This window comes from Flavobacterium zubiriense, assembly GCF_041729725.1.
GTDB classification, from domain to species: domain Bacteria; phylum Bacteroidota; class Bacteroidia; order Flavobacteriales; family Flavobacteriaceae; genus Flavobacterium; species Flavobacterium zubiriense.
In genome coordinates this window covers 1-19902 of record NZ_JBCFQL010000011.1, presented here as the reverse complement: position 1 = coordinate 19902, position 19902 = coordinate 1, and the positions used below count along the sequence as shown (strand labels likewise).

Here is a 19902-nt window from a genome sequence, read left to right as displayed (position 1 = left end):
GGTCTCAGTTTTTAGAAAAACTGCGACTGATAACTGCGACTGATAACTGATAAATATGAAAAACAAATTTTACCAATACATACAAAACCTGCAAGACCAAATTGTTACTGGCTTAGAATCCGTTGAAGGTCAAGCCAAATTCAAGGAAGACCTTTGGGATCGTCCTGAAGGTGGTGGCGGTAGAACTCGTGTTATCGAAAACGGAAACGTAATCGAAAAAGGCGGTGTAAACATTTCTGCTGTTCATGGAAAATTACCCGATTCGATGCAAAAATTATTTAACGTAGGCGAAGCTGATTTTTTTGCCTGCGGATTGAGTTTGGTTATCCATCCTAAGAACCCAATGGCACCTACGGTTCATGCCAATTGGCGCTATTTCGAAATGTATGACGATAACGGAAATGTTATCAATAGTTGGTTTGGTGGCGGACAGGATTTAACACCCTATTACTTATTTGAAGAAGATGCGATTCATTTTCATCAAACGTGTAAAACCGCTTGTGATAAACACAATTTAGATTTTTATCCAAAATATAAAAAACAATGCGATGCGTATTTTTGGAATGCACATCGTAATGAAGCTCGTGGACTAGGTGGATTATTCTTTGATTATTGCAAGGAAACAGAACAAATGTCAATGGAAAATTGGTTTAACTTTGTAACTGAAGTTGGAAATTCATTTCTTACCGCTTATGTTCCAATATTAGAACGACGAAAAAATTTACCATTTACCGCAGAACAAAGAACCTGGCAAGAAATTCGTAGAGGTCGTTATGTTGAGTTTAATTTAGTTCATGACAAGGGCACTTTATTTGGACTAAAAACTAACGGAAGAATCGAGTCAATATTGATGTCATTACCACCACATGTTCAGTGGGTTTACGATCATCATCCAAAATCAGGAAGTGAAGAAGAAAAGTTATTGAAAGTGTTAGAGAATCCTGTTGAGTGGATGGTTTAGCTCCGTAGGAGTGCTATATGTAAAGCAAATAATATTGTTTTTATTCATTTTAGCTCCGTAGGAGCGACATATTTATAGCAACCGCGTTATATTTGAATAAATAGCATTGTTTTGATTTAGCTCCGTAGGAGCACTATATTTATAGCGCCGTGTTATATTTGAATTAATAATATTGTTTTGATCTAGCTCCGTAGGAGCGTTATATTTATAGAATTAAATCAATTCATTGTAGCTCCGTAGGAGCGCCATATTTATAGCAAATAATTTATGTAATTGAAATTGAATCCCGTAAGTATGATATATTTAACCAACATCAATTTATAATGGCAAACACCTATTCTCAAATATACATCCAAATTGTTTTTGCTGTAAAAGGAAGACAAAATCTAATTTCTAGTAAATGGAAAGATGAATTATTCAAATATATCACTGGTATTGTTACAAATGAAGGTCAAAAACTGATTGCGATTAATGGAATGCCAGACCATGTTCATATTTTAATTGGCTTAAAGCCAAATAAAGCCTTATCAGATTTGGTCAGAGATATAAAAGCCAATTCATCAAGATTCATTAATGAAAAAGCTTGGATAAAAGGTAAATTTGAATGGCAAACTGGATTTGGTGCATTCACCTATAGTCATTCACAATTGACAAATGTTATCAATTACATACAAAATCAAGAAGAACATCATAAAATAAAAACATTCAGAGAGGAATATGTAGAATTTTTAAAAATGTTTAATGTTGATTTTAAAAATGAATATCTTTTTGATGATGTTTAATTAGAGATAAATATGTCGCCCTTACTGGGCTTAAATAGATCACGATAAAACAAATTACTATAAATATTATGCTCCTCTGGAGCTTGAAAAACTAAAAATATGTTCCCATTACAAAGAGGTCGTCGGTTAAGAGTTAACGAATCCATTCGTTCGTTAGTTAGAGAAACTACATTAAGTCCAAGTGATTTTATGTTTCCAATGTTTATTGCCGAGGGCGAAAACGTACAAGTAGAAATTCCATCTATGCCAGGAATTTTTCGCCGTTCTATTGATTTAACTGTAAAGGAAGTGCAAGAATTATTCGATTTAGGAATTCGAGCAGTAAACATCTACGTAAAAGTCGATGAAAATCTAAAAGACAACGCAGGTACTGAAGCTTGGAACCCCAACGGACTCATGCAAAATGCCATTCGTGCCATCAAAGCCGCTTGTCCAGAAATGATTGTCATGCCTGATGTGGCTTTGGATCCTTATTCTATTTATGGTCATGACGGAATCATAGCAAATGGCGATGTCGAAAATGATAGTACCAACGATGCTTTGGTAAAAATGGCTGTTTCTCATGCTCAAGCCGGTGCTGATTTTGTAGCGCCAAGCGATATGATGGACGGACGTGTACTACGCTTGCGCCAAGGTTTAGATGCTGCAGGATTTCGCAACGTGGGCATCATGAGTTATTCTGCCAAATATGCTTCGGCATTTTACGGACCGTTTCGGGATGCTTTAGACTCTGCTCCAAAAGAAGCAGATGTAGTGGTGCCAAAAGATAAAAAAACCTACCAAATGGATTATGCCAATCGTCTAGAAGCAATCAAAGAAGCACTTTGGGATGTTGAAGAAGGTGCTGATATGGTGATGGTAAAACCTGGAATTGCTTATTTAGATATCGTTCGCGAAGTAAAAAATGCGGTTCATGTGCCTGTAACGGTATATCATGTTTCTGGTGAGTATGCTATGATTAAAGCCGCTTCAGAAAGAGGTTGGCTAGATCACGACCAAACCATGATGGAGCAGTTAATGTGCATCAAGCGTGCAGGAGCCAGTTTAATTTCGACTTATTTTGCCAAAGAAGCCGCAATACTTTTAAACAAAAAATAATGAAGAATATTTTTATTGTCATAGGTTTTCTTTTAAGTATAAATCTTTTTGCCCAAGCAGAAATTATTCCCACATTCATTGAAAAATGGGACAATTCAAAAGAATACTTACTCGCTGTAGCAAGTGCCATGCCAGAGGAGCAATACGATTTCAAACCAGCAGCCCGCGAAATGTCTTTTCGAGAGCAGTTGTTTCATATCCAAGATAATATGCTGTGGTTGAGTACGACACACTTTTCTACTCAAAAATACGAAAAGAAAGTTTTTGATACATCGCGTTCCAAAGCACAAATTTTATTAGATATTCAAACTAGTTTTGATCAAGCCAGAGCCTTTGTACAGCAGGCTAGTGAGGGCGAATTATCAAATAAAGTCCCGTTTTTTGCCGGTCCTAAGTCTAAATTGCAAATACTTAATTTAATGCAGGACCACCTAACGCACCACCGCGCACAAATTATCGTTTATTTGAATCTCAAACAAATAGAACCACCAAAATACGTGGGTTGGTAAGCATTAAACGAAACTATTTTATTGTCTAAAATAAATAAACATGAAAAAATTGATTGTATTAAGTGCTATTATAGCCTTGTATTCTTGTAAAAAAGAAAGTCAGGAATCTTTTGGAAATGAAGAACAAACAACCGTTACAACTGAAGAAAAAGAATTAGCTCCTGAAGAACTAGGGAAAATAATTTTCGAAAGTAAAGGAAACTGTATTTCTTGCCATCAAGTGGACAGTAAAACCATTGGCCCAAGTATACAAGAAATTGCCAAAATTTATAAAGAAAAGAATGGCAACATGGTGGCTTTCTTAAAAGGTGAAAGCGAGGCTATTGTAGATCCTTCTCAATCTGCTTTAATGCAAGCCAACATCGAATTAACGAAAACATTTTCTGATAAAGAATTACAAGGTTTAGTAGCTTATATCAATTCGTCTTTGAAGTAATAAAAAATTAGAAAACAGAAAACCCATTCTTAACATTGAATGGGTTTTCTGTTTTTTTATTAATCATCTTTGCAGACTTTGCGAAAACTTTCTCCTCTTTGCGGTTAAAATCACTTAATCCCTCCAAAAGCTCCAAAACAAGCATTTTTATGTAAAATTTCAGTGCTTGAAAAACCTACTTTTTTCATTAAATCCAATTGATAGGTCATCGATCTTGGCGTATCTTCTTTTTCAATATAATCAAAAACTTTTTGTTGGTATTCGTCCCCACCGTGATGCTTTAAATAATTGGCATACATTTTCCAAGTCAATTTATTTACCGCTTCATTCTCTTGAATCAACAAGTCAGAAATCAAGAAACAACCGCCAGGCGTTAAACTATCATACATTTTTTGGAATACTAATTCCCAATCGGCGTCCTCACGTAAATGATGCAAAACCGCTCCTGCTAAGATGATGTCAAAATTATTAGCCAAATCGATATCACGAATATCTCCTTGAATAGTTTCGACTTTGGCTATTGTAGCTTCAGAAACACGCTCAAAAGCTTTGTCCAACATATTCTGACTCAAATCGACCAAAGTACAATTCAAATTAGGCACTTTGGACAACATTTTCAACGTATAATTTCCCGCTCCACAGCCCAAATCTAAAATAGTTTTCGCTTCGGGTTTTATAGCTTTTGCGGTACATGTAATCAACTCTAATGCAATTTTAGCATCCATTGTAGCAACCTGTCCGGTTTCTAAATTCGAGAAACGTTCCACCTCATTATCAAAACGTTCTCTGATTTCTGTTACTGTTGATTTTTTCATAATTCTTGGTTTTTTTTTACAAACCTATAATTTTTATATATGCCATAAAAATGCTTATTTTGTCAATTATTAATACTTAAAAAGTATTTATGGAATTACGACACTTAAAATATTTCCTAAAATTAGCCGAAGAATTAAGCTTTGTTCGCGCAGCCGATAAGCTCTTTATTTCTCAACCACCATTGAGCCGACAGATTAAAGAATTAGAAATCGAACTCGGTGCCACACTTTTCGAAAGAAATAATAAAAGAGTAATCCTTACCGATGCAGGGAAATTTTATCAAAAAGAAATCCAGGAACTACTCAAAAATTTAGAACGCATCAACATTCAAGCGAAAAAAATTAGCGAAAATCAAAGTGGCGAATTTCGAATAGCTTACGTGAGTTCAACTTTTTCAGGAGATATTTCTAAACTGATACAATTTTTATCAGCTCAATATCCTTATGTCAATTTTCGATTGTATGAAGTGCCAACAGTCAAACAAATTGCTGCTTTAGAAGAAGGAAAAATCGACTTTGGAATCATTCGCTCGCCCTTGCATTCTCCCAAAATCGATTCGCATTTGTGGTTCAAAGACAGTTTTTCGTTGGTTTTTAACCGAAATAATTACAGTATTTCTTCCGAAGGGGATTTAGAATCCTTAAAAACCGCCACCTTTGTATTTTTTAATAAACAATATGCGCCTTATTTTTACGATGCTTTATTGGAAATTTGTGCTCAATATGGTTTTAATCCAAAAGTGGTTCATGAATCGAATAACATTTCGTCCATTATTCAATTGGTTAAAAACGGTTTGGGAATTTCAATTGTGCCGACGGCTATTATGAAAAGTCATAATTATCCAGAATTAGGATTTGTGGAACTCAGGAAAACAGCTCTTTTTACTGATATTTTATTGGCTACGCCAAAAGGAAATCCATCGGAGATTTCGCAAGCAGCAATACAGTTTTTAACGGAACAAAATTTAAAAGATGAGTACTAACGAAAACACAATTGCCTTTTTCCAAACGCCACTCGGAATTGCAACCATAATTGGTGACGAAAACGGAATTTCGACTATTTCCATTGCTGATGAAGGTGCAATTTCAGAAAATATTCCCGTTGTTTTACAAGATGCAGTTAGACAACTACAAGAATATTTTGAAGAAAAAAGAATAAATTTTGATTTTAAAATGAATCCTAAAGGAACCGAATTTCAGCAAAAAGTATGGCAAGCTTTGCTCGAAATTCCATTTGGAAAAACCTGTAGTTATATGGATTTGTCTAAAAAGTTGGGCGATGTCAAAGCCATTCGTGCTGTGGCTTCCGCCAATGGGAAAAACCCGCTTTGGATTGCCGTTCCTTGTCACAGAGTCATTGGAACTGACGGTTCACTTACGGGTTATGCAGGTGGTTTATGGCGAAAGAAATGGTTGCTAGAACATGAAAATGCTACAAATCAGCAAAGTTTATTTTAATAAATGGACTACAAAATCACAAGTTGTATTATAATTAATTAAATTCGTGAATTAGTGGCTAAATTTTACAGAAATGATCGAAAAAATAAACCTCAACAACATTCTTTTTCTGGATATTGAAACTGTCCCAGAAACAGAAGATTTCAACTCTTTGGATGCAGAAATGCAATCGTTGTACGAACAAAAAACACAATACCAACGCAGAGACGATTTTTCAGCCGAAGAATTTTATGATCGGGCAGGAATTTGGGCCGAGTTTGGAAAAATTATTTGTATTTCTGTTGGTTTTTTTGTGATTAAAGGCGATATCCGCAACTTTAGAGTGACATCTTTTTTTGGCGAAGAAGCCAAACTTTTAAAAGATTTCAATAATCTCTTAAACAATCATTTCAATGGGCCGCAACATCTTTTATGCGGACATAATGCGAAGGAATTTGATATTCCGTTTCTAGCGCGCCGAATGATTATCAACAACATTCCAATTCCTGACAAGCTCAATCTTTTTGGAAAAAAACCTTGGGAAATTCCGCATTTGGACACCTTGGAATTGTGGAAATTTGGTGATTACAAACATTTTACTTCGTTAAAATTACTATGTAAAATCCTCGGAATCCCTTCTCCAAAAGGCGATATCGACGGCAGCCAAGTAGGTCATGTTTTTTATGTAGACAAAGATATTGATAGAATTGTAACTTATTGTGAGAAAGACACCATCGCCGTAGCACAGATTTTTCTTCGGCTAAGAAGAGAAGATTTATTGATTGACGATGAGATTATTCATGTTTAAATTTCAATAGCAATTACAAAATTCAATCTCAATATTAATAAACAACTATTTTTGTTTTTTGTCTTTCTCATTGAAATTGATTTTTGCCATTGCAATTGTCATTTCAATTGATTTATTACATTTACAAAAATTATAGATTATGGTATTGAGTAGATTTTGGTTGGTGATTTTTATTTCATCGATTGTTTTTATTGTAGTGAGTTTATTTTCAGGAAACAGTTATACTATTGATTTTGTGCTCAACGGTAAGAAAGACGATCCTATTTTAATTTCCGAAAAATACATCGATCAAATGCCTGCTTTTATAAAAGACAGCATCGAAAAAGCACCTGATAAAATGATGATAATCAATACTATTACCTCTAATCCGGATACCACTTATGTGTATTCGGCAAAAACGGTTAAAATTTATAGTGGAGTTCAAAAATCAGATGGATTATTGCCTACTTGTAAAAGCACTTTAATTGATTTAATACTTCCGCTTATTGCTTATTTGGCCTTTTTCTGTGGCTTGATGGAGCTTTTAATCATTTCTGGAGCATCAGGGAAATTGGCTATCGTTTTGAGTCCCGTTTTTGTAAAAGTATTTCCTAGCATCCCTAAAAACCATCCGTCGATATCCTATATGACCTTAAATTTTGCTGCCAATTTCTTGGGATTGGATTCGGCTGCGACGCCTTTTGGATTAAAAGCTATGGAAAGTTTACAAGAACTCAATCCCGAAAAAGACAAGGCTAGTGATGCCCAAATTATGTTTATGTGTTTGCACGCATCAGGTCTAACCTTAATTGCAACTTCGATTATTGGATATCGCGCAGCAGCTGGTGCGGCAAATCCAGCCGATGTAATGTTGCCTTGTATCATTACCTCTTTTATCGGTACCATTGCTGCTTTTCTTATTGTTGGAGCGAAACAAAAAATTAATTTCAAAAGTGCATCTTTAGTATTGGCCTTAATCACATTAATTGCAGCAATCATCGGTTTGTTGATGTACGTAAATCATTTGGATTTAATTGGAAAAAACTATTTTACGTCTAATCTTTCGAGTTTGATATTGATAGTAATTATTGCTTTTACTTTGGTGTTTTCATTCATCAAAGAGAAGAAATTTGCTGATGCAAATACTACTGTTTTTGATGCTTTTGTGGTGGGAGCTAATAATGGTGTTAAAACGGGAGTGGTTATTTTTCCTTATGTTTTAGGAATGTTAGTCGCCATATCGTTGTTTAGAAATAGTGGTTTATTCGAAATTATCAGCAGCTGGATTGCTTTTCTTTTCTCTAATATGGGTGTCAATAAACAAATTACAGATGCTTTGCCAGTAGCATTGTTAAGACCTTTTAGTTCGGCTGGATCACGAGGGTTTTTGATTGATTCGATGAATACTTTTGGTGCTGATTCCATGACAGGAAGACTAAGCAGTATTTTTCAATGCAGTGCCGAAAGTACTTTTTACGTAATTGCGGTTTATTTTGGATCAGTAAACATCAAAAATACCCGATACGCTTTGCCAATAATGCTTTTAGTAGATTTAATTTGTGTGATTACGGCTATTTTCGTGGCGAGTTGGTTTTTTTAACTTATTGCCATTATAATATTCTAGGTTTTTTAATCTATTTTTCATTCTTTTGAATTTTACAATAATTACTATTTATAAACACTTTAAAAAATTAAAAAAATGTCAAAATATACTAAATACATCGCCATAGGATTAGTGATTCTATTTTTAGTTACCAGCTTATTATCTTAAATTTTATCAAAACACATTTACTTAATATGAAATATTCATTTCTTGCTATTATCACTGTATTTTTTATGTCATGTAGTAATGATTCCGAAAAGTTGATAGATTATAGTGCGCAAAATGAGGCTGAAATTCAAGCTTATATCGCAGAAAATGATTTGGATGCACAAAGAACAAGTTCTGGTTTGTATTACGTAATCAATGAAGAAGGAACTGGAAAAAGACCTACTGCAACTTCAGTAATTACTGTATCCTACAAAGGGTACTATACAGATAAAACTGTTTTTGACCCAGGCAGTACAACTGGAGTTACTTTTAATTTACAACAAGTAATTAAAGGATGGATTGAAGGCATTCCTTTCTTTAAAGAAGGCGGAAATGGTATTCTGTTAATTCCAGCACATTTAGCTTATGGAAGTAAGGATTATCAAAAAGTTCCTGGGGGGTCTGTTTTAATTTTTGAAATTAAATTATTGGCGGTTGAATTTAGTGCTACTAATGATGCTCAAATTGTAAAATACATTAGTGATAATCAATTAAATGCTACAAAAACAGAATCTGGTTTGTATTATGTTATTGACGAAGCGGGAACTGGAAAACAACCTACATCAACCTCAAATGTTACTGTGGCCTACAAAGGTTATTTTACAAATAAAACTGTTTTTGACCCAGGCAGCACAACTGGAATTTCATTGAATTTACAACAAGTAATTAAAGGCTGGACGGAAGGAATTCCGTATTTTAAAGAAGGAGGAAGCGGAAAACTTTTGATTCCTGCTACTTTGGGCTATGGCAGTTACAATAACAATTCTATTCCAGGCGGTTCGGTATTAATTTTTGATGTTAAGCTAATTTTGGTTAATTAAAAAATTTTAAATACAAAACTCTAAAAGCCTCTCATTTTGAGAGGCTTTTAGAGTTTTAAGCTGAGTAATAGTCTAAATAATAATAACCCATAAGAATCTTAATTTTCCAAAAAAGTCAGTTATTACTGTTCGAAAAATTAATAATTAAATTTAATTTTTTAATAATTTCTTTAAGGAACGTGATATAAATCGGTTATCATTCTTTGAACAATTCTTATATTTGGCGTTCTTAAATTAAATCAAATTTATGGACTTTATATATCAAGACCCGTATCCAATTTTAAAAGACGATACTCAATATCGCAAAATTTCATCTGACTTTGTAAAAGTAGAGCAACTAGGTGATAGAGAAATCTTAACCGTTGATCCGAAAGGTTTAGAATTATTGGCTCAAGAAGCTTTGAAAGATGTTTCTTTTATGTTGCGTACTTCGCATTTAGAAAAATTAAGAGCCATTCTTGACGACCCTGAAGCAACAGATAACGACCGTTTTGTAGCCTATAATTTATTGCAAAATGCTGTAGTAGCTATTGATGGCGAATTGCCTTCTTGTCAGGATACTGGAACAGCAATTGTAATGGCTAAAAAAGGAGAAAATGTATATACTGGTGTCGATGATGCAGAATGGCTTTCGAAAGGGATTTTTAACACCTATCAAGAAAGAAACCTTCGTTATTCTCAAATTGTACCAATTAGCATGTTTGAAGAAAAGAATTCTGGTTCGAATCTTCCTGCTCAAATTGATATTTATGCTAAAAAAGGAACTTCTTATGATTTTTTGTTTTTAGCAAAAGGTGGAGGCTCAGCCAATAAAACCTATTTGTACCAACAGACGAAATCGCTATTGAATGAAAAATCATTGGATGCTTTCATTCGTGCAAAAATCATGGATTTAGGAACTTCTGCTTGTCCGCCGTATCACTTGGCTTTAGTGATTGGAGGAACTTCGGCAGAAGCGAATTTAGCTACAGTTAAAAAAGCATCAGCAGGTTATTTTGACAATTTACCAACAACTGGAAACATGGCAGGTCAGGCTTTCCGTGATATCGAATGGGAAAAAAGAGTGCAACGCATTTGTCAGGAGAGTGCCATTGGAGCTCAATTTGGCGGAAAATATTTTACGCATGATGTTCGAGTGATTCGTTTACCTCGTCACGCCGCTTCTTGTCCTGTAGGATTAGGAGTTTCTTGTTCGGCCGATAGAAATATCAAAGGTAAAATTACCAAAGACGGAATCTTCGTAGAGCAATTAGAAGTAAATCCAAAACGTTTGTTGCCAGAAACACCACCACATTTAGAAGAAGCTGTTGAGATTGATTTGAACCAACCCATGGCTGATATTCTTAAAAAATTATCGCAATATCCAATTAAAACACGTTTGAAATTAAACGGAACTTTGATTGTAGCCCGTGATATTGCGCACGCAAAAATCAAAGAATTATTGGATGCAGGAAAACCAATGCCGGAATACTTTAAAAACCACCCTGTATATTATGCTGGACCAGCTAAAACTCCAGAAGGAATGCCTTCGGGAAGTTTTGGACCAACAACTGCTGGTAGAATGGACGTTTATGTAGAAGAGTTCCAAAAAAATGGCGGAAGTATGGTAATGCTTGCTAAAGGAAACAGAACTAAAGATGTGATGAATGCTTGTAAAACTTACGGTGGATTCTATTTGGGTTCTGTAGGTGGACCAGCGGCAATTCTGGCTCAGGATAATATTTTAAAAGTAGAAGTAGTTGATTTTGAAGAATTAGGAATGGAAGCTGTTCGTAAAATCACTGTAAAAGATTTCCCTGCTTTTATTATCACTGATGATAAAGGAAATGATTTCTTTGAGAATTTATAATTTGTGAGACTAAAGCTGCTAAGATTCTAAGTTTAGAAAATATTTTATAAAACAAAACCGCCTACCAAGGCGGTTTTATTGTTTATATGTATTATGTCAATTTATTATAAAATTCTTTCACATATTTTTTTTCAGCTTTCTTGTTAAAAAATATTATGTCAAAAATTGAGTGATTAATTAAACGCATGACTACTAAAGAAATTAAAAACAAGAATAGACCTAGACTGTTTGAAATCCAAATTGGTAATGTTTTGTATTCTTTGTTTATATACCAAAAAAAACATACAATAAATATGAAAATTAAGTAAAAAGATATGTTTTTATAATCTTTTTTAAACTTGTTTTCGACATATTTTTTTTCTTCTGTTTTTAATTCTTCAATTACTTCATTCATCATTTTAATCGCATTTTCCCTAGAGCAAGAAGATTGAATCAGAAATTTTCCTTCACTAATATAATTACTAGTTTTTATTGGAACTTCGTTTATGTAGCTTTCATGCTTTTTGCTTTTTACGTCTTCTATCAATAACGCTTTTTGAATTTCTACAAGATTTGTATCTGTATTATTTGCAAGTTGTTTTCGGATTTGCTTTTTGATTTGAGGCGTTGTGAAATCTTTCTTTACAACCCATTTTACATATTTAAAATTGGGATTAATAAAAATAAATGGTTCTTTAATATTATTTTCTATGCTATACTTGGTCACTGACTTACAATCAATTAAACTTCCATTCGATAATTTGATTATAAAAAAACCTGAATTGAATTTTTCCTTTATTTTATTTTCTCCTAATTTTTCTAATTCTTCATTTGAAACTTCTTGCAATTCCATTTCTTTTTTCATTATTTCGAAATCAAATTCAAAAGAAAAATTAGTTAACGAATCAATTATTTTCTGTAACATCTGTTCGTAGTCTACCATAAAATTCTTATTGGTTTTTACATTTTTTAGACAATAAAATATTTAATTTTGTCAATATGTTCCTTACATAAATTTTTCCATTGTCTTTTAGATTCCCGCACAATTTTCGTTTGAGCAATAATTTACTAAAAAACCATCTCCGGAATTTCGCCTTCAATAATCAAATTAGCTTCGGTAGAAGCAATGATATCTTCAACTGAAACCCCTGGCGCGCGTTCTAAGAGCTTAAAACCTTTTGGAGTCACTTCGAGAACAGCAAGCTCCGTTACTACTTTTTTAACACAACCCACGCCTGTTAAAGGTAAAGTACATTTTTTTAGAATTTTAGATTCTCCTGCTTTATTGACGTGCATCATAGCCACGATGATATTTTCGGCAGAAGCTACTAAATCCATCGCACCGCCCATTCCTTTGACCATTTTACCAGGAATTTTCCAGTTGGCAATATCGCCGTTTTCGGAAACTTCCATTGCACCCAGAATGGTCAAATCAACGTGTTGCCCACGTATCATTCCGAAACTGGTTGCAGAATCAAAAAAGCTGGCTCCAGGCAAGGTAGTGATAGTTTGTTTTCCCGCATTGATTAAATCAGCGTCTTCTTCTCCTTCAAAAGGGAAAGATCCCATTCCCAGAACACCGTTTTCACTTTGAAATTCGACGTTTATTGCTTCAGGTATATAGTTGGCCACCAAAGTTGGAATTCCTATCCCTAAATTGACATAATAGCCGTCCTGAAGTTCTTGAGCAATTCGTTTTGCGATGTCTTCTTTTGTTAACATGATTTCGAAATTTTATTTTTTTGAACCATATAAGTCATATAAGTTTTTTCTAGCTGAACACTTTTTCAGAAATCATCAATTAAAACCATTTAACTATTTTTAAAAACTGAACACTGACCACTATTTTCTCTCCCGAACCGTTCTCTTCTCAATCCTCTTCTCGTACATTTCACCTTGAAAAATCCGTTGCACGAAGATTCCGGGAATATGAATTTGATTCGGGTCTAAAGTTCCTGCTTCTACTAATTCTTCTACTTCAGCGATGGTGATTTTAGCAGCACCAGCCATTACAGGATTAAAATTCCGGGCAGTTCCTTTAAAAATTAGGTTTCCTGAGGTGTCACCTTTCCAGGCTTTCACAATAGCAAAATCAGCTTTGTAAGCCAGTTCCATGATGTGCATTTTGCCATTAAATTCGCGAACTTCTTTTCCTTCGGCAACTTCAGTTCCATAACCGGCCGGCGTGAAAAAAGCAGGAATTCCGGCTTGTGCAGCACGGCATTTTTCCGCCAAAGTTCCTTGAGGTGTTAATTCAACTTCTAGTTCGCCAGTAAGCATTTGACGTTCAAACTCGGCATTTTCTCCCACGTAGGAAGAAATCATCTTTTTGATTTGGCGCTTTTGCAAAAGCAATCCAAGTCCAAAATCATCCACTCCAGCATTATTGGAAATACAAGTCAGATTTTTGATTTCTTTTTGTACCAATTCGGCAATGGAATTCTCAGGAATGCCACATAATCCAAAACCGCCTAGCATGATAGTCATGCCATTTTCAATGCCTTGTAGCGCATCTTGAACGGTATTTACTTTTTTGTTAATCATAAAGAAATGCTTTGATTTTGATTCTTAAAAATAAGTCTTTATTTTCAAAAGAAAAAAAAATAGTAGCATTCGTTAATAAACAAAAAAAAGCCTCCGTTAGATTAGGAGGCTCAATTTTAATTTTAAAATTCAAATTCGTCTGTGTCTTGAATAACAGCCGTAGTATCTTTTACTTTTCGCGGTTGATAGCAATCTACTTTTATAGAAAGATTTGCAGGTCGATCAAATGGTTTATTGGATACTTTGAGATTAGGATCTTGGTAGCACAATTTCATAAAATAGCCCCAAACTGGCAATGCCGCTGTGGCACCTTGACCATAAGTAATGCTTTTAAAACGTGCCGAACGATCCTCACATCCTACCCAAACTCCAGTTACCAAATTAGGAACCATTCCCATAAACCATCCATCCGATTGGTTTTGAGTAGTACCTGTTTTTCCTGCAATTGGATTGGTCAATTTATACGGATATCCTGTCCATCTATTATCACCACTTCCTCCGTATTCAGATCTTAATCTTGAACCTGAACCACCTTCGACAACTCCTTCCAGCAATTTAACAACTGCAAAAGCAATGTCTTTATTTAATACATCATGTGATTCTGGTATTGGCTCGTAGATAACTACTCCGCTCTTGTCTTCTATTCGAGATAAAAATTGAGGTTTATTGTATACTCCTTGATTTGCAAATGTGCTGTAAGCAGCCACCATTTCTTCAACAGTAATATCTACAGCTCCAAGTGCTATCGAAGGTTGTGCAGGAATATCGGTTTTAACTCCTAACTTGTGGGTTAATTTTATAACAGCCTCTGGTCCTACTTTGTCAATTAATTTAGCCGAAACAGTATTTATCGAACTTGCCAATGCTTTTTTCAAAGTTACCATTCCAAGGTAAGTGTTGTTAGAGTTTCTAGGAGTCCAAGTTTCAGTAACATGATGACGCCCTACAGGAATAGTAAATGGTGCATCGATGATTGAATCACACGGAGACATATTTAATTGTTCTATAGCGGTTGCATAAACAAAAGGTTTAAAAGTAGAACCTACTTGTCTCGCTCCTTGTGCTACGTGATCGTATTGAAAATATTTGTAATTGATTCCGCCTACCCAAGCTTTTATATTTCCGGTTTGTGGTTCCATTGCCATCAATCCCGCTTGTAAAAAGTGTTTGTAATAACGAATGGAATCCATAGGAGTCATAATGGTATCTTTTTCTCCTTTCCATGTAAAAACGGTCATCTTTGTTTTTTTATTGAAAGATTCAATAATTTCATCTTCGCTTTTATCCATAGATTGCATTACGTACCAACGATTAGAAGCCTTCATGGCTTGCATTAAAATACGGTTAGTTTCTTTCTCAGAAATATTAACAAAAGGCGCATTTTTATTGGTCTTAGATTGAATAAAAAACTCTTCTTGTAAATTAGCCATGTGAGCCGCTACTGCTTCTTCTGCATGCAATTGCATTCTGGAATCGATAGTAGTATGAATTTTCAATCCATCTTTGTAAATATCATAATCTGAACCATCCGGTTTTTTATTCGTTTCTGCCCATTTCTTCATGTAATCACGCAAATATTCTCTGAAATAAGTAGCTGTTCCTTCACGATGACTTTCTAATTTAAATTGTAACGTAATTGGTAATGCTTGTAATTTTTCTTTTTCTGCACTAGAAATCATTTTCGCTTTTTCCATTTGTGCCAATACCACATTTCTACGATTTTTTACTCCCACAGGGTTTCTAACTGGATTGTACAAACCTGAATTCTTAAACATCCCTACTAAAATTGCCGATTCATCTATGGTTAATTCTTTTGGTGTTTTTGAAAAATAAGTATGTGCCGCCGAGCTTACTCCTACTGCATAATTTCCAAAATCATACACATTACAATACATAGCAAGGATTTCATTCTTAGTATATTGTCTTTCTAATCGAATGGCAATAATCCACTCTTTTGCTTTTTGGACAATACGAAAAGGTAAAAATTTAGAGCCTTCACCATGAAACAATTGTTTGGCTAATTGTTGGGTTAACGTACTTGCTCCACCGTTAGTTCCTAAACTTAATACCGCTCTTAATGTACCTCTACCGTCAATACCTGAATGTTCGTAAAAACGCTCATCCTCAGTAGCTACTAATGCATCTACTAGATTTTTTGGCAAATCGGAATATTTTAATTGCGAACGATTGGTTTGAAAATATTTTCCAATAACCACACCATCAGAAGAAATAACTTCGGTTGCTAAATTAGAATCTGGATTTTCTAAGTCTTCAAAAGAAGGCATAGAACCAAAAAGTCCCCAGGATGCAAAAAGGAAAAAAAGAACAATTGCTCCTATTCCATAGATAAAAAACCTCCAGAATTTTTTTGTATAATACTTAAAATCGTGATTGGTATTATTTGTTTTTTTATTAGTTGCCATAACTATTTATTCTTTTTTTTCTATTCTTAAACCTACTTCGGTAATTCCTTCTAATTGTGTAACTCCAGGAACTTTACCTCCTTCTCTCACCGCTTGTTTGATATTCAGTTTGTATTTCCCTCTAAACCTTACATTCTCTTTAAAATACAACTTACTCTCTTTTATATCTGTAAATCCGTTTCCTAGCAAAGTACCATCTGGAGCTGCCATTTGGTATTCTAAAGTATCTACTTTAGTGTAACCATTTGGTTTTTCTAGCGTTACAATCAAGAAAAGATTATTAAAAGGATAATTATTATTATCTCTTATATTTATAAAAAGATTATATCTTTTTGTTGAATCTAATTCGGGTAAATTAAAAGAAACAATACTGTCCTTATGCCAAGCACTGCCCACGGATTTGTATTCATCAAAAACTCTTTCTTCATCACATGAAAAAAAGAGTATGCTAACTAAAAGGAGTAAAACGCTATTCTTTAGCCTCATTTTTTTTAATAATTATAGGTTTTCTTGGGCCTTTAGGTTTTTTATCAGCAGCTGTTTTTTGAGAAGCATCAGCCGGTTTATTCTGCTGCTTATTATTATTTACGGGTTTTTTAGTGTTTGGAACTACCGAAATATTTTCAACTGCTTTTTTAGGCTTTTTATTGTTCTTTTTACTTCTTTTTGGTTGGTCAAAACGCGTTAAACTTTCTTGCCCCATGGCATTATTAAAGTCTTTTTCAACTTCTTGTGTAACCTCAATTGCAAAGTCTTCTAGCGAAGAAACTCTCTTTTTTAATTTATTTTCCGCTATAATTTCTTTAACCTTATCAATTTTTAACACATGCCAGTTAGCAAAATTATTAGTATAAGCAAACCACATTAAACCTTTAAAAATATCTTGTTTTTGACAAATAGCATCTCCTTTTTCGGTAACCAATTTGGTGTCGAAATCAGGAAATCCTTTTAAAGCATCCATGTAAGTATCTAGTTCATAATTCAAACAACATTTTAATTTACCACATTGTCCGGCTAATTTTTGAGGATTTAAAGACAATTGTTGGTAACGTGCTGCCGAAGTATTTACACTTCTAAAATCAGTTAACCAAGTCGAACAACACAATTCTCTTCCACAAGAACCAATTCCACCTAAACGAGCTGCTTCCTGACGGAAACCTACTTGTTTCATCTCGACTCTGGTACTGAATTCTTTAGCAAAATCTTTAATTAAAAGTCTAAAGTCAACACGATCATTAGCAGTATAATAAAAAGTCGCTTTCGAACCATCTCCTTGAAATTCAATATCCGATATTTTCATTTCTAATTTATGCTGAATCGCCAATTCACGCGCACGAACCTTCATAGGCTCTTCTTTATTTCGAGCCGCTGACCAAATGTCGATGTCTTTTTGAGAAGCTTTGCGATACACTTTTGGAACTTCATTGCTGTTAGGATCGACTCCTTTTTTCTTCATTTGGATGCGAACCAATTCGCCTGTCAAAGTAACAATTCCAATATCGTGTCCAGGAGAAGCGACAGTTGCCACAATGTCTCCCATGCTTAAAGTTAATTTTTCAGTATTGCGATAAAACTCTTTTCTTCCATTCTTAAAACGAACTTCAACACAATCAAAAGGAGCATCGCCGTTAGGCAAACTCATATTAGAAAGCCAATCGAAAACCGTTAATTTGTTGCAGCTATCGGTGCCGCAAGTCCCATTATTTTTACAACCCTTAGGTGCAGCACCATCAGAAGTTGAACAACTTGCACATGCCATAATTTTATATGTAGTGTTGTGACCAGCACAACTTAAGTTCTTAAAACGTTTAATCTGTAAAGATAGTATTTTTTAATCTTAAGTTGCAAAATTAAGAATTCTCCAAAACATTAAAATTTTTATAAAAAAAGCCTATTTCAACTAACTTGAAATAGGCTTTAAAACTGTTTTTGACTGTATTTTTAGTCTAAAATTTTATATAATTTATCAGACAAATCAATTCTGAAAGACAATTAAAACAGTTACAACTTTCTTTTTACTTTATGACTATTAAACTATTGTCTTACTTATACTGATTCTTATTTTTTTAAATTTTTAAAATTTTCAATATACAATCCTTTGGCAGCATTTGTAGGATTGAACGAAGCAAGATTGTTGTTTCTAAAAGACAATGAGATGTTGGTGTTTTGAGTATTAGTCCGCAAAGTTTGCCCGGTAATCAGCTCGAGTGCCTTTTTTAAATAAGGATCGTTTACGTTTCCAAACTCAACTGAATCTGAGAAAATTTCATATGGATTAATATCGTGATTAGGTGTAATTTCATCTGGATTTTTGTCTTTGTCTTTATTGAAATAGGTAAAGGTAATGGGCTGTAACTGCCATTGGTGCTTGGTACTTTTATTGGTAGATGAAGTATAATTTGATACAGGATCATCATACAGGGTGTTAGATCCAACAAATTTGCCAACCGTCTCATTTCCAATCGTAATAACGCTAATGTATTTTTTTAAACATTGAACCGTGAGTTCGCTCGCTGAAGCCGTTTCAAAACTTACTAAGACATATATTTTTGTTAAAGCAAGGCTATTAATACTTTCATCTCTCTGAAAAGTAGGTTCGTTGTCAACCAAGTTGTAAACTTTAACTTTATCTGAAAGGTTTTCAAAGCCATCGTTGCTATTATGTTTATCATTGAAATCTAAGTAAACATAAGGTTTATTAGTAAAACTTCCATTAATCATTTGTGCCAAAGCTACTGCAGTTTCTAATGATCCGCCTCCGTTGTATCTTAAATCTAAAACCAATTCGTTAATTCCATCCGATTGCATTTTGGCGAAAGCCGCATTAAGTTCATCATTATAATCAGATTTGAAACTATTATACACTAAATAGGCAATGTTTTTACTGCCATATACTTTCTTTTCATAATAAGCAACTGGGTTTTCGTCAATGTCAGTTTGGGATAAAGTTACGGTTCCTGCTTTGTTAGTAGTTACCATACCAGTACTTATAAATCCCACACTTGCGGCCAAAGTAAGGGTTACTTGTGTATCCTCTAGCTGATTATAATTACTTGCCGTAAGTTGAGCCCCATTTATTTTGGTAATAACGTCACCTCTTTTCAATCCTGCTAAAGCTGCAGGTGAATCTGGTACAACATAATTGATCAAGGCTACCAAATTTACATTATTGAAATCTTTAGGATAAATACCATAACTAAAACCGCTACTTTTTTTGACTTCGGCAATTTTTGAAACATTTACAACTTCATTACTGTTTTCAATCCAAGAAAATCTATCAACAGTTCCTCTTTGATAAAGGAGCGAATAAAAAAGAGCATCTGGAGTTTTACCGTTAATAAAATTAGCATACTTATTGCCAGAAGTAATTTTGCTATCTGATAAATCGTCAACATCAGATTGCCAATAATACCAGGAATTCATCGCTTTCCAAACAAAGTCGTTGATCTCATCAGGAACAACGGTTTCGTTTGAATCAGAATCCGCATCAGAATCCTTGCTGCAAGAAGTAAAAGCCAATCCAACAAGTAATGCTAAAAGGACATATTTTAATTTCATTATTATTCAATTGTTTAAATTAGATTTGTAGTTGTTAAAAACTCTAAAATTATGAAAAATATTACATCAAAAACTATCTTTATATTGCTTTCC

The 19902-nt window shown here is 34.1% G+C and carries 19 protein-coding genes; 11 read left to right on the top strand and 8 right to left on the bottom strand.

Features of this window, described 5'->3' with window-relative positions; translation table 11 throughout:
• Window positions 1-55 precede the first annotated feature (55 nt).
• The 5 genes from hemF (at window position 56) to AAGV28_RS10960 (ending at window position 3786) form a co-directional block, all read left to right on the top strand.
• Window positions 56-961: an oxygen-dependent coproporphyrinogen oxidase gene (gene hemF / locus AAGV28_RS10980; RefSeq protein ID WP_373406855.1), complete on the top strand. Its 906-nt coding sequence runs from the start codon at window positions 56-58 to the stop codon at window positions 959-961.
• Between the two features lie 323 nt (window positions 962-1284).
• Complete coding sequence (gene tnpA, locus AAGV28_RS10975; protein ID WP_373406854.1) at window positions 1285-1743, top strand: IS200/IS605 family transposase; 459 nt, start codon at window positions 1285-1287, stop codon at window positions 1741-1743.
• Between the two features lie 99 nt (window positions 1744-1842).
• Window positions 1843-2841, top strand: coding sequence for a porphobilinogen synthase (gene hemB / locus AAGV28_RS10970; RefSeq protein ID WP_373406853.1), 999 nt, complete (start codon window positions 1843-1845; stop codon window positions 2839-2841).
• A complete protein-coding gene (locus AAGV28_RS10965) occupies window positions 2841-3350 on the top strand; it encodes a DinB family protein (protein ID WP_373406852.1) in 510 nt (169 codons plus the stop codon). The genes hemB and AAGV28_RS10965 overlap by 1 nt, the downstream gene beginning before the upstream one ends.
• A gap of 40 nt (window positions 3351-3390) precedes the next feature.
• On the top strand, window positions 3391-3786 hold the full coding sequence (locus AAGV28_RS10960; RefSeq protein ID WP_373406851.1) for a c-type cytochrome: 396 nt from the start codon (window positions 3391-3393) through the stop codon (window positions 3784-3786).
• A 110-nt stretch (window positions 3787-3896) separates the two neighbouring features.
• Here AAGV28_RS10960 and AAGV28_RS10955 read toward each other — a convergent pair whose 3' ends face one another.
• A complete protein-coding gene (locus tag AAGV28_RS10955) occupies window positions 3897-4601 on the bottom strand; it encodes a class I SAM-dependent methyltransferase (RefSeq protein ID WP_373406850.1) in 705 nt (234 codons plus the stop codon).
• A gap of 89 nt (window positions 4602-4690) precedes the next feature.
• Here AAGV28_RS10955 and AAGV28_RS10950 point away from each other — a divergent pair, with 89 nt between their 5' ends.
• The 6 genes from AAGV28_RS10950 to AAGV28_RS10925 all read left to right on the top strand — a co-directional run bounded on the left by AAGV28_RS10950 (window position 4691) and on the right by AAGV28_RS10925 (window position 11305).
• Entirely contained in the window at window positions 4691-5584 is an 894-nt protein-coding gene (locus AAGV28_RS10950) for a LysR family transcriptional regulator (protein ID WP_373406849.1), read from the top strand.
• Window positions 5574-6059: a methylated-DNA--[protein]-cysteine S-methyltransferase gene (locus tag AAGV28_RS10945; RefSeq protein WP_373406848.1), complete on the top strand. Its 486-nt coding sequence runs from the start codon at window positions 5574-5576 to the stop codon at window positions 6057-6059. The genes AAGV28_RS10950 and AAGV28_RS10945 overlap by 11 nt, the downstream gene beginning before the upstream one ends.
• Window positions 6060-6132: 73 nt before the next feature.
• Entirely contained in the window at window positions 6133-6846 is a 714-nt protein-coding gene (locus tag AAGV28_RS10940; protein WP_373406847.1) for a 3'-5' exonuclease, read from the top strand.
• Window positions 6847-6985: 139 nt separating this feature from the next.
• Complete coding sequence (locus AAGV28_RS10935) at window positions 6986-8425, top strand: nucleoside recognition domain-containing protein (RefSeq protein WP_373406846.1); 1440 nt, start codon at window positions 6986-6988, stop codon at window positions 8423-8425.
• 197 nt (window positions 8426-8622) lie between these two features.
• Complete coding sequence (locus AAGV28_RS10930) at window positions 8623-9456, top strand: FKBP-type peptidyl-prolyl cis-trans isomerase (protein WP_373406845.1); 834 nt, start codon at window positions 8623-8625, stop codon at window positions 9454-9456.
• Window positions 9457-9703: 247 nt separating this feature from the next.
• Complete coding sequence (locus tag AAGV28_RS10925) at window positions 9704-11305, top strand: fumarate hydratase (protein ID WP_373406844.1); 1602 nt, start codon at window positions 9704-9706, stop codon at window positions 11303-11305.
• Window positions 11306-11396: 91 nt separating this feature from the next.
• Here AAGV28_RS10925 and AAGV28_RS10920 read toward each other — a convergent pair whose 3' ends face one another.
• The 7 genes from AAGV28_RS10920 to AAGV28_RS10890 all read right to left on the bottom strand — a co-directional run bounded on the left by AAGV28_RS10920 (window position 11397) and on the right by AAGV28_RS10890 (window position 19809).
• Entirely contained in the window at window positions 11397-12149 is a 753-nt protein-coding gene (locus AAGV28_RS10920) for a hypothetical protein (protein ID WP_373406843.1), read from the bottom strand.
• 203 nt (window positions 12150-12352) lie between these two features.
• Window positions 12353-13006, bottom strand: coding sequence for a CoA transferase subunit B (locus AAGV28_RS10915; RefSeq protein ID WP_373406842.1), 654 nt, complete (start codon window positions 13004-13006; stop codon window positions 12353-12355).
• A gap of 120 nt (window positions 13007-13126) precedes the next feature.
• Window positions 13127-13828, bottom strand: coding sequence for a CoA transferase subunit A (locus AAGV28_RS10910; RefSeq protein ID WP_373406841.1), 702 nt, complete (start codon window positions 13826-13828; stop codon window positions 13127-13129).
• 122 nt (window positions 13829-13950) lie between these two features.
• On the bottom strand, window positions 13951-16251 hold the full coding sequence (locus tag AAGV28_RS10905; protein ID WP_373406840.1) for a penicillin-binding protein 1A: 2301 nt from the start codon (window positions 16249-16251) through the stop codon (window positions 13951-13953).
• Between the two features lie 6 nt (window positions 16252-16257).
• Window positions 16258-16737: a gliding motility lipoprotein GldH gene (locus tag AAGV28_RS10900; protein WP_373406839.1), complete on the bottom strand. Its 480-nt coding sequence runs from the start codon at window positions 16735-16737 to the stop codon at window positions 16258-16260.
• Entirely contained in the window at window positions 16721-18010 is a 1290-nt protein-coding gene (locus AAGV28_RS10895; RefSeq protein ID WP_373406838.1) for a PSP1 domain-containing protein, read from the bottom strand. Before AAGV28_RS10895 ends, AAGV28_RS10900 begins: the two co-directional genes overlap by 17 nt.
• A gap of 299 nt (window positions 18011-18309) precedes the next feature.
• Window positions 18310-19809, bottom strand: a complete 1500-nt coding sequence (locus tag AAGV28_RS10890; protein ID WP_373406837.1) for a S41 family peptidase — start codon at window positions 19807-19809, stop codon at window positions 18310-18312.
• Window positions 19810-19902 lie beyond the last annotated feature (93 nt).

What these genes read in the sequence shown, in the direction of transcription:
- hemB (WP_373406853.1), top strand. Translation starts at nt 1,843, where the DNA reads ATGTTCCCATTACAAAGAGGTCGTCGGTTAAGAGTTAACGAATCCATT.
- AAGV28_RS10930 (WP_373406845.1), top strand. Translation starts at nt 8,623, where the DNA reads ATGAAATATTCATTTCTTGCTATTATCACTGTATTTTTTATGTCATGT.
- AAGV28_RS10900 (WP_373406839.1), bottom strand. Translation starts at nt 16,737, where the DNA reads ATGAGGCTAAAGAATAGCGTTTTACTCCTTTTAGTTAGCATACTCTTT.
- tnpA (WP_373406854.1), top strand. Translation starts at nt 1,285, where the DNA reads ATGGCAAACACCTATTCTCAAATATACATCCAAATTGTTTTTGCTGTA.
- AAGV28_RS10960 (WP_373406851.1), top strand. Translation starts at nt 3,391, where the DNA reads ATGAAAAAATTGATTGTATTAAGTGCTATTATAGCCTTGTATTCTTGT.
- AAGV28_RS10915 (WP_373406842.1), bottom strand. Translation starts at nt 13,006, where the DNA reads ATGTTAACAAAAGAAGACATCGCAAAACGAATTGCTCAAGAACTTCAG.
- AAGV28_RS10905 (WP_373406840.1), bottom strand. Translation starts at nt 16,251, where the DNA reads ATGGCAACTAATAAAAAAACAAATAATACCAATCACGATTTTAAGTAT.
- AAGV28_RS10890 (WP_373406837.1), bottom strand. Translation starts at nt 19,809, where the DNA reads ATGAAATTAAAATATGTCCTTTTAGCATTACTTGTTGGATTGGCTTTT.
- hemF (WP_373406855.1), top strand. Translation starts at nt 56, where the DNA reads ATGAAAAACAAATTTTACCAATACATACAAAACCTGCAAGACCAAATT.
- AAGV28_RS10920 (WP_373406843.1), bottom strand. Translation starts at nt 12,149, where the DNA reads ATGAAAAAAGAAATGGAATTGCAAGAAGTTTCAAATGAAGAATTAGAA.
- AAGV28_RS10910 (WP_373406841.1), bottom strand. Translation starts at nt 13,828, where the DNA reads ATGATTAACAAAAAAGTAAATACCGTTCAAGATGCGCTACAAGGCATT.
- AAGV28_RS10955 (WP_373406850.1), bottom strand. Translation starts at nt 4,601, where the DNA reads ATGAAAAAATCAACAGTAACAGAAATCAGAGAACGTTTTGATAATGAG.
- AAGV28_RS10925 (WP_373406844.1), top strand. Translation starts at nt 9,704, where the DNA reads ATGGACTTTATATATCAAGACCCGTATCCAATTTTAAAAGACGATACT.
- AAGV28_RS10950 (WP_373406849.1), top strand. Translation starts at nt 4,691, where the DNA reads ATGGAATTACGACACTTAAAATATTTCCTAAAATTAGCCGAAGAATTA.
- AAGV28_RS10935 (WP_373406846.1), top strand. Translation starts at nt 6,986, where the DNA reads ATGGTATTGAGTAGATTTTGGTTGGTGATTTTTATTTCATCGATTGTT.
- AAGV28_RS10895 (WP_373406838.1), bottom strand. Translation starts at nt 18,010, where the DNA reads ATGGCATGTGCAAGTTGTTCAACTTCTGATGGTGCTGCACCTAAGGGT.
- AAGV28_RS10965 (WP_373406852.1), top strand. Translation starts at nt 2,841, where the DNA reads ATGAAGAATATTTTTATTGTCATAGGTTTTCTTTTAAGTATAAATCTT.
- AAGV28_RS10940 (WP_373406847.1), top strand. Translation starts at nt 6,133, where the DNA reads ATGATCGAAAAAATAAACCTCAACAACATTCTTTTTCTGGATATTGAA.
- AAGV28_RS10945 (WP_373406848.1), top strand. Translation starts at nt 5,574, where the DNA reads ATGAGTACTAACGAAAACACAATTGCCTTTTTCCAAACGCCACTCGGA.